General features: G+C 58.7%; 17 protein-coding genes and 1 pseudogene. 15 read left to right on the forward strand and 3 right to left on the reverse strand.

Annotation, left to right across the window (positions count from 1 at the left end; all coding sequences use genetic code 11):
- Position 1: 1 nt before the first annotated feature.
- Positions 2-912, reverse strand: a pseudogene (locus FY112_RS27135) (AraC family transcriptional regulator).
- Between the two features lie 93 nt (positions 913-1,005).
- Here FY112_RS27135 and FY112_RS27140 point away from each other — a divergent pair.
- The 7 genes from FY112_RS27140 to FY112_RS27175 all read left to right on the forward strand — a co-directional run bounded on the left by FY112_RS27140 (position 1,006) and on the right by FY112_RS27175 (position 6,212).
- Positions 1,006-1,833 (forward strand): oxidoreductase, encoded by an 828-nt coding sequence (locus FY112_RS27140; RefSeq protein WP_077980492.1) that lies wholly within the window; start codon positions 1,006-1,008, stop codon positions 1,831-1,833.
- A 50-nt stretch (positions 1,834-1,883) separates the two neighbouring features.
- Positions 1,884-2,474 carry a TetR/AcrR family transcriptional regulator gene (locus tag FY112_RS27145; protein ID WP_077980491.1) on the forward strand — a complete coding sequence of 197 codons (591 nt, stop codon included), beginning with the start codon at positions 1,884-1,886 and terminating at the stop codon, positions 2,472-2,474.
- 67 nt (positions 2,475-2,541) lie between these two features.
- Positions 2,542-3,168 carry a hypothetical protein gene (locus tag FY112_RS27150; protein WP_077980490.1) on the forward strand — a complete coding sequence of 209 codons (627 nt, stop codon included), beginning with the start codon at positions 2,542-2,544 and terminating at the stop codon, positions 3,166-3,168.
- Positions 3,169-3,278: 110 nt separating this feature from the next.
- Complete coding sequence (locus FY112_RS27155) at positions 3,279-4,133, forward strand: cytochrome b/b6 domain-containing protein (RefSeq protein WP_077980489.1); 855 nt, start codon at positions 3,279-3,281, stop codon at positions 4,131-4,133.
- Positions 4,130-4,906 carry a molybdopterin-binding protein gene (locus FY112_RS27160; protein WP_077980488.1) on the forward strand — a complete coding sequence of 259 codons (777 nt, stop codon included), beginning with the start codon at positions 4,130-4,132 and terminating at the stop codon, positions 4,904-4,906. The genes FY112_RS27155 and FY112_RS27160 overlap by 4 nt, the downstream gene beginning before the upstream one ends.
- Positions 4,907-5,288: 382 nt before the next feature.
- Complete coding sequence (locus FY112_RS27170; protein WP_151519705.1) at positions 5,289-5,873, forward strand: DUF308 domain-containing protein; 585 nt, start codon at positions 5,289-5,291, stop codon at positions 5,871-5,873.
- 42 nt (positions 5,874-5,915) lie between these two features.
- Positions 5,916-6,212 (forward strand): chorismate mutase, encoded by a 297-nt coding sequence (locus tag FY112_RS27175; RefSeq protein ID WP_151519706.1) that lies wholly within the window; start codon positions 5,916-5,918, stop codon positions 6,210-6,212.
- Between the two features lie 70 nt (positions 6,213-6,282).
- On the opposite strand, the gene FY112_RS27180 is transcribed toward FY112_RS27175, so the two are convergent.
- Positions 6,283-7,146 (reverse strand): LysR family transcriptional regulator, encoded by an 864-nt coding sequence (locus FY112_RS27180; RefSeq protein ID WP_151519707.1) that lies wholly within the window; start codon positions 7,144-7,146, stop codon positions 6,283-6,285.
- A 107-nt stretch (positions 7,147-7,253) separates the two neighbouring features.
- Between FY112_RS27180 and FY112_RS27185 the strand changes: the two genes are divergently transcribed.
- From FY112_RS27185 to FY112_RS27210, 6 genes are all read left to right on the forward strand, one after another.
- Positions 7,254-8,078, forward strand: a complete 825-nt coding sequence (locus tag FY112_RS27185; protein ID WP_151519708.1) for an oxidoreductase — start codon at positions 7,254-7,256, stop codon at positions 8,076-8,078.
- Positions 8,079-8,125: 47 nt separating this feature from the next.
- Entirely contained in the window at positions 8,126-8,974 is an 849-nt protein-coding gene (locus tag FY112_RS27190) for an alpha/beta hydrolase (protein WP_077980483.1), read from the forward strand.
- A 99-nt stretch (positions 8,975-9,073) separates the two neighbouring features.
- Complete coding sequence (locus FY112_RS27195; RefSeq protein ID WP_077980482.1) at positions 9,074-9,604, forward strand: VOC family protein; 531 nt, start codon at positions 9,074-9,076, stop codon at positions 9,602-9,604.
- Positions 9,601-10,332 (forward strand): L,D-transpeptidase, encoded by a 732-nt coding sequence (locus tag FY112_RS27200; protein WP_077980481.1) that lies wholly within the window; start codon positions 9,601-9,603, stop codon positions 10,330-10,332. Before FY112_RS27195 ends, FY112_RS27200 begins: the two co-directional genes overlap by 4 nt.
- Positions 10,333-10,440: 108 nt before the next feature.
- The gene (locus tag FY112_RS27205) at positions 10,441-11,199 is read left to right on the forward strand and encodes an alpha/beta hydrolase (protein WP_077980480.1); all 759 of its coding nucleotides are present in this window, start codon (positions 10,441-10,443) and stop codon (positions 11,197-11,199) included.
- A 379-nt stretch (positions 11,200-11,578) separates the two neighbouring features.
- The gene (locus FY112_RS27210) at positions 11,579-11,968 is read left to right on the forward strand and encodes a RidA family protein (protein WP_077980479.1); all 390 of its coding nucleotides are present in this window, start codon (positions 11,579-11,581) and stop codon (positions 11,966-11,968) included.
- Between the two features lie 185 nt (positions 11,969-12,153).
- Here FY112_RS27210 and FY112_RS27215 read toward each other — a convergent pair whose 3' ends face one another.
- Positions 12,154-12,624, reverse strand: coding sequence for a nuclear transport factor 2 family protein (locus FY112_RS27215; RefSeq protein ID WP_077980478.1), 471 nt, complete (start codon positions 12,622-12,624; stop codon positions 12,154-12,156).
- A 223-nt stretch (positions 12,625-12,847) separates the two neighbouring features.
- Here FY112_RS27215 and FY112_RS27220 point away from each other — a divergent pair, with 223 nt between their 5' ends.
- Both FY112_RS27220 and FY112_RS27225 read left to right on the forward strand, forming a co-directional pair.
- Positions 12,848-13,756 (forward strand): LysR family transcriptional regulator, encoded by a 909-nt coding sequence (locus FY112_RS27220; protein WP_077980745.1) that lies wholly within the window; start codon positions 12,848-12,850, stop codon positions 13,754-13,756.
- A 570-nt stretch (positions 13,757-14,326) separates the two neighbouring features.
- Entirely contained in the window at positions 14,327-15,124 is a 798-nt protein-coding gene (locus FY112_RS27225; protein ID WP_151519709.1) for an NADPH-dependent F420 reductase, read from the forward strand.
- The last annotated feature ends 184 nt before the right edge of the window (positions 15,125-15,308 follow it).

Below are 15,308 nucleotides of genomic sequence, written 5' to 3' on the forward strand. Positions count from 1 at the left end.
GTCAAACCTGTTCGCCCAGATGATGTTGGACCCACTTGACTTCTTCCGACGCGGTGCGCCCGAAATGCCGTTTGAAGTCGCGGCTGAATTGCGCCGGGCTGACATAGCCTACCGATGCCGCCACCTCTGCGATCGTTCCACTGTGGCGGGCGATCATCAGTCTCGCCTCATGGAGCCGCATCGCTTTCACATATTGCATCGGACTGGAGCCGGTCAGATCCTTGAAATGAACGTGGTAGGAAGGAACGCTCATGCCCACCGCTCTGGCAAGGTCCGCAACGGTGATTTCAGAGCCGTAGTTCTTGCGCAGCCATGCCAGGCTCTCGACCAGTTTTCCCGACGTCCCCTTCCGCTGCAGGGCCGCGATCACTGCGCCGCCTTGCGGCCCTGACATGACCGGTAATGCAGTTCACGCAGGATGGAGCCGCCAAGGACGGCGACCTCAACCGGGCTGCCAATCGCCGTCAGCAAGCGCAACAGGACATCCTCGATATCGCTCGCCATTCTGCTCGACAGGAGACCTCTTGGCTTGGCATTTGCAGGTCCGGCGAGTTTTTCGAGCTGCGTGGCGATCTCGGCCGCCATCTGCATATCGAACTCTAAATAGACCGCGAGCAGAGGCCGCCGTGGACTGGCTGTAGATGTCATCCGGAAGGGAACGGGTACCGAAACGGCAAGATAGTGGTCCTCGTCGTAGAGGTAGATTTCCCCGTCCAGAATGCCGTGTTTGCTCCCCTGCAATACGAACACGGCCCCCGGCTTATAAAGAACCGGAATGTCATTCAGCACTGCTTCCGTGCGTAGGATACGGATACAACCGAGCGCGGTCTGATTGTAGCCGAGACGAGGAGCGAGTTGTCCGGCCAAGGCGGCAGACTGGTCATGTGTAGAGGGCGGATTTTTACAGTTCATAGGAATTGGCAACACTCTAATAGGATTCGCAATCGAACTGGCGTGGTCTCCAGATTATCTGTCACATCAACGGGCAATCAAGGAGTTTCAGAAATGTCGCCAAAGACTTTCTTCATTACGGGGGCGAACTCAGGCTTTGGGCTGGCCATCGCCACTGCCGCAATCGATGCCGGTCACAAGGTTATCGGGACTATCCGCTCCGAAGCCTCTCGTGACGTGTTGTCAAAGAAACTGCCAGCGCTCCACTCAGTCCTATGCGATGTAACCGATTTTGACCGCATTCCGGTCGTGGTTCAGCAAGCGGAGGAAGACCACGGCCCAGTCGATGTGCTGATCAACAATGCAGGATACGGGCACGAAGGTGTACTTGAGGAATCACCGATCGAGGAGATGCGCCGCCAGTTCGACGTGAACGTGTTCGGCGCCGTTGCTGTGGCCAAGGCGTTTCTTCCGAGGTTCCGTGAGCGCCGCCGTGGCTTTATCGTCAACGTCACGTCGATGGGTGGTATGATCACCATGCCCGGCATCGCATATTACTGCGGCAGCAAGTTTGCGCTGCAGGGCATTTCAGAGGTCATGCGTTCGGAAATGGCGCCGTTCGGTGTGCACGTGACAACCCTTTGCCCCGGTTCGTTTCGGACAGACTGGGCAGGTCGTTCCATGGTCCGCACAGAGCGTTCCATTGCGGATTACGACAGCCTATTTGATCCGATCCGCGAGACGCGCCAGGCGGTGAGCGGCAAGCAACTCGGTAACCCGCAAAAGCTCGCCGCTGCCGTGCTGACCCTCATCGTATCCGACAATCCTCCACCGCAACTTCTCCTTGGCAGCGATGCGCTTAAACATGTAACGGCGCGGATCGAACGCCTGACCCAGGAAATCGAAGCTTGGAAAGACGTGACCGTCTCCACAGACGGCTGACGCAAATATTTGCTCTTGACGCTCTGCCTACTAGAAGGTAGAAAAGCTGCATGAGCAATCTTTCGACCACCTCGGACGACATTCTGGCGTCCACCCGAAACCTTCTGATAAGCGGCGGCTACAATGGCTTCAGCTATGCTGATATCTCGGAGATTGTCGGTATCCGCAAGGCAAGCATTCATCATCATTTTCCTAGCAAGGTCGATCTGGTGCGTGAACTGGTCAAGCGTTATCGAGAGGATGGCCAGGCAAGCGTGGCAGTCCTTGAGCAGAAGGTTCCGAATGCTCTGGACATCCTCAAGGCTTATGCAAACCACTGGGCTGCATGCATTGAGGATTCCAGCAGACCCTACTGTGTCTGTGCTATGCTTGCCAGTGAGCTGCCTTCCCTCCCCACGGAAGTCGCAACCGAGGTGACGAACTTTTTTCGCTTCATCTCCTCGTGGCTGGCTTCTGTCATGGAGCGCGGCTCCAAGCAGGGCGAACTGAGTCTTACCAGTGCGCCGCATGTTGAAGCCGAAACATTTCTGGCAACCGTATACGGGGCGATGCTTTCGGCGAGAGCCTATGGGAAAGCCGAAGTGTTCTCAATGATACTCGAACCTGCCCTCAATCGTCTCACGCCGACAGTCTCTCACTAATCCTGCGTGGCAAGTCTACTCGGGTCAATCGCATCCATCGAAACTACCAACTAGTAGGAAGATAGAAATGAAGAATGTTTTTCCCGCCTTGGCCCTTGGGCTGACCAGCATCCTTTCTGTAACTGTCGTTTCGACACCCGCATCTGCCGAAGATAAGAAAGCCTCGCCGGTCCATGTCCGCGGCAGCATCGTCGACTACCAGGGTTCAACGCTCAAAGTGCAGACGCGTGAAGGCGAGACAATCGATGTCGCGCTTGCCGACGACTGGAAGGTGGCAGGCGTCGCGAATGCCAAGGTCACCGACATCAAGCCGGGCGATTTCGTGGGCATCGCATCCTTGCCAAAGGCCGACGGCGGCGATGGAGCGCTTGAGGTCCTCATTTTCCCGCCGGCAATGAAAGGCACAGGCGAGGGTAGCTACGGTTGGGATCTGAAGCCCGACAGCAGCATGACCAATGCGACGGTCGCGGATGCAGTTAAGGGCGTCGATGGCCGGACTGTCACCGTGACCTATCATGGCAAGGAAAAGAAGATCGCCATTCCGGATGGGACACCTGTCGTGACCATTGCCGCGGCCACCAAGGATGATCTCGTTCCCGGCGCCGTTGTCTTCATCACAGCTGAAAAGGCTGCAACAGGCCCGATCGCCCACCAGGTGGTGGTCGGCAAGAATGGTGTGGTTCCCCCCATGTGAAGACCACGCCGTCACTGGCCGGAGCAGCCGCCATACTGCTTCGGCCGGTGACTACAGATCGAGGCTGTTTGAACTGCAGCCGTAAAATGCCACAGATGAAAGACGCTGAGATGAGCGCAACCGGTTCCAATGACAATGTTCAGTATCCTCGGACGATCTTCATCCGCCGCCACTCCGTTGTGACGCGGCTTACGCACTGGCTGAACGTGCTTTGCCTGAGCTTCCTCCTTTTGAGCGGGCTGCAGATCTTCAATGCCCACCCTGAGCTTTATTGGGGTCATTATGGCGCGAACGGCGACCCCGCCGTTCTGGCAATCGGCTCCGACGACGATGTAGGGACGCCAAGCGGCTTCTTGCGTGTCGCAGGGCTACAGATCCCTACAACCGGCGTCTTGGGTGTTTCCAATGTTGATGGGGAGCCGACTGCGCGAGCTTTCCCGTCCTGGGCAACAATCCCCTCGTTCCAGGATCTTGCGGCTGGACGTCGCTGGCATTTCTTCTTTGCCTGGCTGTTTGTGATCAATGGTATTCTCTATCTTGGATTCAGCCTGCTGAGCGGACATTTCAGGCGAGACCTTGCACCGAAGGTGCACGAACTCTCGCCCCGCCATCTTGGCCGCGAGGTTCTCGACCACGCCCGTCTCCGCTTTCCCGAAGGGGAGGAGGCCAGGCATTACAACGCGCTTCAAAAGCTCACCTATCTAGCCGTCATTGTCATTCTGCTCCCCCTGATGGTGCTGACGGGTCTGACCATGTCACCCGGCGTCGACGCCGCTCTTCCCGCATTGGCCGATGTCTTTGGAGGACGCCAGTCAGCCCGCACTATCCATTTCATCACAGCAACAGCGCTGGTCGTCTTCGTCATCGTCCATGTGGCAATGGTGGTCCTGTCCGGGACTTGGAACAACATCCGCTCGATGATCACCGGACGCTATGCGATCCAGGAAAAAGGCCCACAATCATGAGCAAGCTTCTCACCCGACGCCGCTTTCTCATCGGCGGCACGCTTGGCGCGAGTGCCCTGACCCTTTCCGGGTGTGACCTGCTGGACCAGAATGCCGACGTTGCCAGTGTCCTTCGCTCTGCCGAGCACCTGACCATGAAGGCGCAGAGACTGCTTCAGGGGCGCGATGCCCTGGCGCGTGAGTTTGACGAAAAGGACATTTCCCCCTCCTTCCGTGTCAATGGAACGAGTGCTCCCGACAGCGATGAATATGCGGAACTGTTGGAAGGTCACTTTGCAAACTGGCGACTGAAGATCGACGGTCTTGTTGATCGGCCTAGAGAGATCTCGCTCATCGATCTTAAGGCGCTTCCCTCCCGCACCCAGATCACCCGCCATGACTGCGTCGAAGGCTGGAGCGCCATCGGCAAGTGGAGAGGCGTTCCGCTCGCCCATCTGTTGCGCCTCACCGGGGTCAAGCCAACGGCGCGCTATGTCGTATTGCATTGTGCCGACGAGCTCGAAAAGACGCTCGATGGCAGCGGCCGCTACTACGAGAGCATCGATCTCATCGATGCGGTTCATCCTCAAACCATCCTCGCCTACGAGATGAACGGCCAGGACCTCAGCGTCGGCCACGGGGCGCCCTTGCGTCTCAGGGTCGAGCGGCAGCTGGGGTACAAACAGGCCAAGTACATCATGCGCATCGAACTGGTCGACAGCTTCGCCGGCCTGTGGGGCGGGAACGGCGGCTATTGGGAAGATCGCGGCTACGAATGGTACGCCGGCATCTAAGGCCATCAAATGGCGAACCACGGGAAAACAATCCATGAGCAGACGCAAAGTCCAGAAAGTGATGCCGATTTCAGCGACCGCGCCTTCACGACAGGTCGAGATCAATCAAACCTGTCCGATCCTGACGGCCGATGGGTCGCCAAGCGGCAGGAGGCGTATGCACCTGAAGGGCGCCCACGGCGGTGGGGCAAAGGTTCCATCTCACGACAGCTCACAGGACCTCGAGAGTTCCCGAGAGCCAGTCGGGAACCTCTCCGGCGAGAGCGATCGGATCGGCCGACATGAGTGGGACGAGAATACCCCATTTGGCAAGCATGTCGGCTTCTTCTGACAGAGCTCGCGCGAGCAATCTCATCAACCAATCAGAAAGTGGAAGAAAACAATGTCGAACAACCAGACCTCCCGTGCCCCGCGCGGCAACGACCAGTGGCTCAAGCAGTATTACTTTACCAGAGCGGCCTTCTCAGTGCTGTGGGTCGCGGCTGCATTGACTGCCGGACGGCATTCCTTTGCGGTGGCTGCCGCACTGCTGATCATCTATCCCGCTTGGGATGCACTCGCGAACGTTGTCGATGCCGCCAGGAGCGGTGGCCTTGCCGCCAACCGGAGCCAAGCGATCAACGTCGCAGCGAGCTCTGTCATGACGATAGCCGTGATTCTGGCGCTGACAATGAACATGAACTGGGTTCTCGGCGCTTTCGGTCTATGGGCGATCTTTTCAGGGCTGCTGCAGCTTGGGACTGCCGTGCGGCGCTGGAAAACGAATGGCGGTCAATGGACGATGATTTTGAGCGGTGGCCAATCCGCGTTAGCGGGCGCGCTCTTTATCTTTCAAGCGCAAATGCCGCAGGAGCCTTCTATCTCCACGGTCGCGGGGTACGCTGGCGTTGGGGCATTCTACTTCCTGGTCTCGGCAATATGGCTGACGATCGCCCTGTCGCGTCGCACTGCGCATCCCATCTTTTAAGCTCCACCTCGCACCCATGAAACTGCTTGGAAGATATTCGAAATGATGACACGTGATACGACAGAGCAACTTGCGTCCTATCGCAAGTCCATCGACAATCTGGATTCAGCTCTCCTCTATATCCTGGCTGAACGCTTTCGCTGTACCGAGCAAGTCGGCCACTTGAAGGCCGAACAGGCGATGCCGGCAATCGATAATGAGCGAGAGCGTCGCCAATTGGATCGACTGAAGAGCATCGCCAATGATGTCGGCCTCAGTCCGCACGTTGTCGAAGGGCTGATGAGAATGATCGTGGGCGCTGTGGTGGAGCGGCACAGGCAGATTGCGGCCGAGAAGTAAGTTGTCTGTCGCGCCTGTCTCCCACCGCATCCGTCGGTCGGCAGGGAAAAATCGATCTTCTTCGGGCGGCTTACCATGCGGGCGCATTTGTGAGGTGGTCCGAGACGGTCGAGATAAACGCCCGAAGACGCTGAAGACGTCGTAGGTCCCGGTGATATCCCATCCAGATGTCTCGCGCCGGCGGGGCCTTGGGCAGTTCCAGTCTGCGGATACCCGGGATCTGATTGCCCACCACGCGCGGCAGGACGGCGATCCCAACGCCCTGCTTGCACATTCGCCCTTGGACGTTACGGTTGTTTGATCGCAGCACGGGTCTCGCGTTCGGGAAACTCTCGCCGAGCCATGCGATGTCGGGGAACTGCCCGGTCGACGTATCGTGGGTTATCAGCCGGAAGCCGGTCCCGTCGCCAAATTTGGGGTCATGTGACTCCTCGGCGATGTAGACGCCGTATTCGAGCCTGAAGAGTCGCCGCTGAATGACATCGGCAGTGTTGAACGGAACGATACGAAAAGCGACGTCGGCCTCCCGTTGGGCGAGGTTGAACAGGCGAGTGCCGGTCAGGATCTCGACGTCTACATTTGGGTAGGCTTTCGAGAAATCTGCCAGGATGGGAGGCAGGACATAGGCGCCGAACCAGTCCGCTGACGAGATGCGCAGATTACCCTTGAGGTCTTGCTCCTGCCCGGCAAGCCTGCGCTCCATGGCCAGCGCGCCCTCTTCCATCTGCTCTGCCAGCGCGATGATCCCATGGCCCTCCTCGGTCAGCACGAGTCCGTCCGCGGTCCGCTGGAAGAGGGTGTGGCCGATCGCCTCCTCAAGAGCGCGCAGCCGTCTGCCAACCGTCGGATGGCTCGTATGAAGGGCACGCGCAGCGCCGCCGAGCGTGCCGGATCGCGCAATCGCAAGGAAGATTTTTACGTCACTCCATTCCACGGCCAAGCCCTTACAAAAATGAACATTGAAAATACAAAACTGTCACTTCAAGTACAAATCTAAACCTCTAGATTCAAGTCATCTTTCGAAAACAAGCGGAGAACATCATGAAAACATGGTTCATCACAGGCTGCTCGAGCGGCTTCGGACAACGGCTCGCGCTCGCTACGGCACAGCGAGGCGATCAGGTTGTCGCGACTGCCCGAAACGTCAAATCGATTGAAGAAATGGCTCGGCCATTCGAGGGGCGCGTGATCACCTTGCCGCTCGATGTAACGGATACGGCGGCGGCCAATGCCGCGGTCGCAAAGGCCGTCGAGACATTTGGGGGTTTTGACGTGCTGGTGAACAATGCCGGCTACGGACTGTTTGGCGCGCTCGAGGAAGGCACGCCCGAAGAATATCGACCGATGTTCGAGGTGAACGTTTTCGGTCTTATCGAAACCACCAGGGCAGCCTTGCCTGCCCTGCGACGTTCGGGCGGAGTGATCGTCAACCTGTCGTCTGGCGCAGGGATCGCGGGGAGCGGCGGCGCAGCATATTACAATGCAGCCAAGTTTGCGGTTGAAGGGGTTTCCGAGGCGCTCTCCGGCGAGCTGAAGCCGTTCGGCATCCGCGTGCTGATCGTCGAGCCTGGGCCATTTCGAACCGACTTCCTTGGCCGTTCGATCACGATGGCGGCCAAGGAGATGCCAGAATACGCCGCGAGTTCGCGCAGGCATTATCGCGAAACCAATAACGGCAACCAGGCAGGCGATCCCGACAAGGCGGTTGCTGTGATCCTGCAGGCGGTTGACGCCGATGACGCCCCGCTTCATCTGCCGCTCGGCCCGGTCGCGCATTCGATCGCTGAACGAAAGCTGGCTTCGTTCCGCAGCGATATCGACGCCTGGCGCAATATCTCGATCGCTACCGATTTCGATCAGCCCTGAGCTGGTCGTTAGCTCTGTTTAACATCAACATCGACGGGAAAGAGGTTATGATCCCAACATTGAGAGGGTTTACCCAGCAGTTGGTGCCGGTGAATGGCATCAAGATCAATGCCGTCACGGGAGGCTCCGGCCCGCCGATCCTTCTGCTTCACGGTTGGCCGGAAACGTGGTGGGAATGGCACCACGTCATGCCGCTGCTGGCCGAGCAGTTCAGCGTGGTCGCCATTGATCTGCGTGGTGCGGGTTTTTCCGACTGCCCGCTTGATGGCTATGACAAGGCGACGATGGCGCGCGACGCGCACGAGGTAATGCTTGCCCTTGGGCATAAACGCTATGCCGTGTGTGGCCATGACATTGGCGGAATGGTCGCATTGCCGCAGGCCGCTATCTATCGAGATGCGGTTACTCACCTGGCCGTCCTCGATGTGCCGCTTCCAGGTTGGAGCCAGTGGGAGGCGACGACGGCAAAGATCTGGCACTTCGCGTTCCATGCTAACCGGGATCTGCCGGAGCGCCTGATTTACGGCCGCGAATATGACTATGTCTCGGCCTTCATGGCCGAGCGGTTCTACGATCACAGCACCTTCAATCCTGAAGATATCGACATCTATGCGAAAGCCATGGCCCTCCCTGGCCGCACGCGAGGCGGCTTGGAATGGTATCGTACCCTTGCCGCCGATCATGCAGCCGCGTTGGATTACAAGCAGCACCCGCTTGAGATACCGGTTTTAGGTCTTGGCGGGGAGCATCGCTTCGGTGCGCATATGGTCCCGATGCTGCAGGAATTCGCCAGCAATGTAACTGGCGGCTCGATTACGCGATGCAGCCACTATGTCGCGGACGAGCGGCCGGAAGAAGTAACGGCAGCTCTGATCGATTTTCTCAAGGCAAATTAAGGATCTGCGACCGCCCGTCTTGAGCCGGGCGAAACTCGATATTGCGGGCGAGTTGCGCCCGATCGCGCTCGATTGATTTAACAAGGAAGGAGAATTGTCATGACCGCACCTGTCATTCGCGGCGTCAATCACATCGGCATCACAGTGCCCGACATCGAAGCAGCAAAATCATTCCTGGTAGAAGCTTTCGGCGGCCAGGTGATCTACCAATCCTTCGGACCCCAGGATCCGCCGCGTCAGGGTGCCGAATTCGAACGGGCCACTGGCGCATTCCCGGGAACCGTGATCCGTGCACAGGCGATGGTCAAGATCGGAACCGGTCCCGACATCGAGCTTTTCGAAATGCACGGCCCCCAACAAGCCCAGCCTGTTCGCCCTAGCGATTTCGGCATTACCCACTTCGGCGTCTATACCGACGACATCGACGCATCGGTCGAACGCTTTGAGAAGGCAGGAGGCACGCCTCTAACCGCGCCGCGCGATATTCCCTATGCCACCGAGAAAGGCCAAGGGAACAAGGTCTGCTACTGCCGCACGCCGTGGGGCACGATGATTGAGTTCATCACCACACCCGACCGCATGGGCTATCACGACCAAACGGATCTGCGCAGGTGGCAGGACGAGGAATGAGCGTGCATTTGGAAAACACTGTATCACGCCGCAGCTTTATATCGCTCTCGGCGATTGCTGCGGCGTCAGCGCTGGCAGGGTGCACGTCAATCTCCGGCACTCGCCAAACAGCTGGGCGGCCGGGTTCGTTGCCTGAAACCATCCGTGCCGTCCAGCCGGCCCCCGCGCCAACGGATGCCGAGCTGGCTGTTATGTACGGCCCGATCGAAGATGGCGGCTTTCTGATCCCGGCGGTCCGCTACAAGCAGATTGATCCGCGTTACTATCGCCAGCAGGTCGTCGACCCGACGGGCGAGGCGCCCGGCACGATCGTTGTCGATACCCCCTCGCGCTTCCTCTATTTGGTTCAGCCGGGAGGAATCGCAATGCGCTATGGGGTCGGCATCGGGCGCGACGGCTTTGCCTGGCAGGGCGACGGTGCCATCCAGTGGCGGCAAAAATGGCCGCGTTGGAAACCGCCAAACGAAATGGTGGCGCGTCAGCCGGAGCTCGTCAAATACTCGATCGAGAACGGCGGCATGGAGCCGGGCCTGAAAAATCCGCTCGGTGCGCGAGCGCTCTACATGTTCTCTGGCGGCCAGGACAAGCTCTACCGTCTGCACGGTAATCCAGAATGGCGCTCGATTGGCAAGGCCGTTTCGTCCGGCTGCGTGCGCCTGCTCAACCAGGACATTATCGACCTCTATGAACGCGTGCCGATCAAGGCGCCAATAGTCGTCAAGCAGTAAGTGCAAGCGATCACGTCCGTCTCTCCCTGGATAGAGGCGAGACATGTCCTTCAGGCGATCAGCAAAGCCTCAGTCATTCCACGCAAAAAACTCAAGGAACTACCGACCATGTCGAACTTCAGTAAAGCGGCCGTTGGCCTTATAGCCGCGTTTTTGTCTTCTGCTGCCCTAACAGCCCCAGCCTTAGCGGACGCGCGCAACATCGTGCTTGTCCATGGCGCGCTCGTGGATGGTTCGGGCTGGCGCGGCGTTTATGACATCCTGACCCGCGACGGCTACAATGTCAGCATTGTGCAGCAGCCGCTGACAAGCCTGGACCAGGACATTGCAGCCACGATGAGTGTGGTCGATCAGCAGGACGGAGACGTCGTTCTCGTCGGTCACAGCTACGGCGGTACGATCATCACGGCAGCAGGTGATGACCCCAAGGTCAAGGCACTTGTTTACGTTGCGGCACTGCAGCCGGAAAAGGGCGAAAGCACGGCACATTTGCTCCAATCGATGCCGTCACCGACCAATGATATCAAGCCAACGAAAGATGGTTTCCTGCTTATTGACCGGGCAAAGTTTGCAGCTGATTTCGGGGCGGATCTGCCCAAAGAGCAGGGCGAGTTTATGGCCCGGTCTCAAATGCCTGTCGCAGTCGCTGCCACCAGCGCGCCGGTTTCGGTTGCCGCTTGGCACGACAAGCCGAGCTACGGGATTGTTTCGAAAGACGATTTGACGATCAATCCGGACCTTGAGCGCTGGATGTACAAGCGTGCCGGTTCAACGGTGACAGAGATCGACGGTAGTCACGCTATCTACATCTCGCAGGCCGCTGCAGTCGCAAAGGTTATCGAGGAAGCAGCCAAAGCTGCCAAGTAGCGGCGGCATGCATTCTGCAAAAGGCGCTTGTCTCGATGAATTTGCTAGCTGTGTCACGTCTGGGAACGTGACGCAGCTATTTCGAGACATGTACCTGAGCTTGGGAAAGAGCCGTTCAAAACGCAGCCGTCTCTGGCTCAACGATGAAGAGCGTCATCGGCTGAGTTGGCCTGACGCCTTGTGAGGTTCGTCACCATTTTGAGCCGCGTGATGAACCCGTTCCATCTCAACTGCAAATATACAGATGTCACTCCGGCGGGCGAAGTGAAGGATTGCCCGACATCGCTGGCCGTTTGTACTTTTTCATCCAGCGGCGCTTGAAAATTCGCGACGCATGTACCAGCGCCGCTAGCAACCAGCAAAGATTGCGAGGACCACTATGGATCGAGAGATCATCATACCCGACGAGATGCAGGAGATCGTCAGCCGAGCAGGCTATGCTCCTGCGGTTAAAGTCGGAGACACAATTTACGTCGTCGGCCAAGTTGGGCGGACCAAGGATCTCAAGATTATTCACGATCCCTCAGAGCAATTCAGAGCTATGTGGGACAATTTACGGATTGTCCTCGAAGCCGCTCATTGCACGTTCGATGACATCGTGGAAATGACAAGCTATCACGTCGAAATGTCCAAGCACATGGACGTGTTCCGGACTGTCAAAAACGAGGTGTTTCCGAAGGGAACCTATGCGTGGACCCGGATAGGTGTCTCTGAGCTCGCGCACCAGGGACTCCTCGCTGAGGTGAAATGTGTTGCCGTAAAGCGATGATGGAACCTATGTGTCGCGAACGAACGCTTCCACGCTGAGCATAAAAGTTACAGCAGCTTAGTGTATCCGAGACGATGGACTATGGTTCGATTCCCTTCAAGGCGTATTTACACCAGGCCAATCTCCGCCGTTTCCCGACATTTGATTTCCCCACATATTTCCGGACATCAAAACCCTGGCAGTGATCACCTTCGGCTGCCGCAGCTTAGTGTCCAAGAAACCAAATTTCTTTCAGTCGGCGCAGCGGCGGCAACGGCTGAGGTGCTCTCGTACATCTGGCCGCCGACGATCTTCCCGTTGCGCATCTCGAATCGGGCGAGGAAGTCGCTGTCGGCGATCCTCGCCGTTTCTTGGTGGCGCAGGCGGAAATGGCCCTCGACGAAGACTTGCGTGCCGGCATCGGTGAATCGCGTGGTCTCGTAAGCGAGCAGTTCGTATTCTGAGAAGAGAAGCGCAGTTAGGCGTCGGTAGCCTTCGCGGCCTCGATGCTCGTAGCCAGCCCAAGGGATGGCAGCGCGCAGTTCGTCGTTGCACACGCAGGAAACCACGAAGCTGAAATCCGGATGCACGTAGTTGGCAAATGCGTCATCAAGATCGCCGCAATGCTGCGCGGCGAAGAAGCCCTTCGCGGCTGTGATGTTCGGCTTATCGGACATGATGTCAGCGCCTTTTTCGCTGGCACCGATCGCAAGCCAGCATGGCTGCGACGTGCGCGGGCATGCGGACGGCGGATGTTGCCGGTTGCTTGGCCGGCACGTCCGGTAAGTCTCGTCGTCATCGCCTCAGTGCTCATCCTCGGGGTCCCTTGTGCGCGAATGATGCAAGATGACAGTTGTACGCATATTGATAATGCGATCAGAAAGTGACAGAGTGTTGTTTATGACGACAACAGTAGATTTCTTGGAGATGCAGGCCTTTATCGCTGTGGTGACGGAAGGGTCTTTCACTGCGGCGGCGGAACGCTTGGAAACCGACAAGGCGCGAGTGAGCCGCATCGTGCGGCGAATGGAAGAGAAGCTGGGCGCGCGGCTTTTGAACCGATCGACGCGGCACCTAAGCGTGACGGAAGTTGGGCGAGACTATTTCGAACGCGCCTCGTCGATCTTGGCGGCCGCCGAAGCGGCGGAATCCGCGGTCGCTCAGCGGACGCAAGAACCGAAGGGCCGCCTTAAGATAACGGCTGGCGCTGAATTCGGGACGATGCGGGTCGATGGCTGGATTGCCGCGTTTTTGCACAAGTGGCCCAAGGTAACCGTCGAAGCGGAATACACGAACCGTCTCGTCGACATCATTCATGAAGGTGTCGACGTGGCGATCCGCATCGGCCCGTTGCAGGATTCGGAGCTTTCGGCGCGCAGACTCGGAGAGTTGACTTACGGTTTGTACGCATCTCCCGAATATTTGCGGGGAGCTGCGCGTGTTCTCACGGTCGAAGATCTCAAGCGGCACGACCTTATCATGCACGCCCCACGCGGTCGCCCGGGCTGGACCTTGGTGAATGGCGAGGAGGCGGAGAAGGTTTGGCAGGCACCGCGCTGCGCCCTCAACAACACCGTAGCCGCCATGAACTTGGCGCTGTCAGGTTTGGGTATCGTGCAGCTTCCGCGATACATGGCCGAGCGGCACGTAGCTGAAGGCGGCCTCGCCGTCGTCTTACCGGGTTGGGCTCGCATCCCCGTGCCCATCCACGCCGTCTTCGCTTCGACACGCTATATGGACCCGAAGGTGCGGGGTTTCGTCGACCTCTGCCGTGACCACTTCACGAGCGATGTCCAAGGATCGGGATGAGATGACCCGCTGCTGCCCGGCTCGGCTCAGACGAAACGACATCAAGATTGCAAGATGTGCTGAGCGTAAGGCGCGACGCTTGCGAGTAAATGACGCAGTTCAACGGCGTCCGCGATGAGTCGGTGCCATAGCCATACCGACGATGCCGTGCCCAACGCGCCCAGTGGGAAAGCAACGGTCAGTTACACTCTTGAAAAAGGGCTTTCCAGCGTCAGAGGGAGCTTAGAGATCTTCCTCGCTCTTCTGGCGCCATACAAGGCGTCTTGCCGGTGTATGCGCTGACCTCCTTGCGGAGCTCGACGCAAGGCGCCTGGCGCCATGCTATCGACGTCGGAAGCTTGATTTCAATGGTCGGCTAAGGCGTCACCGTATCGCGCGGACCTGCCGCGCCATTGTCGGTTCAAGGGACAACAGTCTGTTGCCCGCTGCCGGACTGTTAACTCTTCGGTCAAATCCATATTTTCGCTGTGTCGCTTGCTGCAGCGCTCGTCCTTCGAAGGGCGCGCGGGACAGCACCGGCGCAGGAATCCTGTCGGCGGCTACCGCCCCCTATGAAGAAAGACAAAGTTCATGGCACAAACTATCGGAATTATCGGCTCCGGCCTCGTTGGCAAGGCAGTCGCGCGCCTCGCGACCGCAGCTGGCTACAAGGTGGTGATCAGCAACTCCCGCGGCGCGGACACCATCAAGGACCTGATCGAGGAGCTTGGTCCGCTGGCGAGCGCCGGCACCACCGAGGAGGCCATCGCGGCGGGTGACATCGTCACGCTCTCGATCCCGATCGCAGCCTCCGAGCAGCTGCCCTCCGACAAGTTCGCGGGCAAGGTCGTGCTCGACCAGACGAACTACTATCCCGCATTCGGCAACAATGACGTCCTCGACAAGGCTGAGCTGACCTCCAGTGAGCTGATCCAGCGGCGTTTGCCGGGAGCGAAGGTCGTCAAGGGCTTTCACAACCTCAGCTGGCTCCACATGAAGGCCAACGCGACGCCGAAGGGTTCGGCGAACCGCACGACGCTGCCGATCGCGGGCGACGACGCCGGAGCGAAGCAGGCGGTGACCGAGTTCTTCGACAAGATCGGCTTCGATACCATCGACGCGGGCTCACTAGCAGACAGCTGGCGGATCGAACCGAGCACGCCGATCTACTTCTGGGCCTACGCTCCGTCGGTAGACCTGCAGGCGACGGGTCCGGAAGCCGAGCGCGCCTACACGCAGCCTGGTACGCCCGTGTCGCGCGAAGATGCTCAGCGCCTGATCGACGAGGCAAAGCGCCCGTCGCCGATCGGCGGCACGTTCGAGGGCATGCCGCAGGTCCACGTCGACCTCTTCATGGCCCAGGCTAGCGCCGCGACCGTCGCAAACTGACCCCCTGCGGGACGCCCCTCCAATGGCGTCCGGCATTCGGTTGTGGGAGCCCTGCGGGGCTCGCCGGGCCTCACATATTCAGGAGCCGCAGCGATGCCGAGCGAAGACCACCTCACCCCTTTCCTCGAGGCGATGCATGAGGGCGACATTGCGCGCGCGAGCGCGCATCTGTCCGAGACCGTCG

This window comes from Rhizobium sp. PEPV16, from assembly GCF_008919455.1.
Classification (GTDB): domain Bacteria; phylum Pseudomonadota; class Alphaproteobacteria; order Rhizobiales; family Rhizobiaceae; genus Rhizobium; species Rhizobium leguminosarum_Q.

Coding starts and splice junctions, on each gene's coding strand:
- FY112_RS27140 (WP_077980492.1), top strand. CDS start 1,006: ATGTCGCCAAAGACTTTCTTCATTACGGGGGCGAACTCAGGCTTTGGG.
- FY112_RS27145 (WP_077980491.1), top strand. CDS start 1,884: ATGAGCAATCTTTCGACCACCTCGGACGACATTCTGGCGTCCACCCGA.
- FY112_RS27150 (WP_077980490.1), top strand. CDS start 2,542: ATGAAGAATGTTTTTCCCGCCTTGGCCCTTGGGCTGACCAGCATCCTT.
- FY112_RS27155 (WP_077980489.1), top strand. CDS start 3,279: ATGAGCGCAACCGGTTCCAATGACAATGTTCAGTATCCTCGGACGATC.
- FY112_RS27160 (WP_077980488.1), top strand. CDS start 4,130: ATGAGCAAGCTTCTCACCCGACGCCGCTTTCTCATCGGCGGCACGCTT.
- FY112_RS27170 (WP_151519705.1), top strand. CDS start 5,289: ATGTCGAACAACCAGACCTCCCGTGCCCCGCGCGGCAACGACCAGTGG.
- FY112_RS27175 (WP_151519706.1), top strand. CDS start 5,916: ATGATGACACGTGATACGACAGAGCAACTTGCGTCCTATCGCAAGTCC.
- FY112_RS27185 (WP_151519708.1), top strand. CDS start 7,254: ATGAAAACATGGTTCATCACAGGCTGCTCGAGCGGCTTCGGACAACGG.
- FY112_RS27190 (WP_077980483.1), top strand. CDS start 8,126: ATGATCCCAACATTGAGAGGGTTTACCCAGCAGTTGGTGCCGGTGAAT.
- FY112_RS27195 (WP_077980482.1), top strand. CDS start 9,074: ATGACCGCACCTGTCATTCGCGGCGTCAATCACATCGGCATCACAGTG.
- FY112_RS27200 (WP_077980481.1), top strand. CDS start 9,601: ATGAGCGTGCATTTGGAAAACACTGTATCACGCCGCAGCTTTATATCG.
- FY112_RS27205 (WP_077980480.1), top strand. CDS start 10,441: ATGTCGAACTTCAGTAAAGCGGCCGTTGGCCTTATAGCCGCGTTTTTG.
- FY112_RS27210 (WP_077980479.1), top strand. CDS start 11,579: ATGGATCGAGAGATCATCATACCCGACGAGATGCAGGAGATCGTCAGC.
- FY112_RS27215 (WP_077980478.1), bottom strand. CDS start 12,624: ATGTCCGATAAGCCGAACATCACAGCCGCGAAGGGCTTCTTCGCCGCG.
- FY112_RS27220 (WP_077980745.1), top strand. CDS start 12,848: ATGACGACAACAGTAGATTTCTTGGAGATGCAGGCCTTTATCGCTGTG.
- FY112_RS27225 (WP_151519709.1), top strand. CDS start 14,327: ATGGCACAAACTATCGGAATTATCGGCTCCGGCCTCGTTGGCAAGGCA.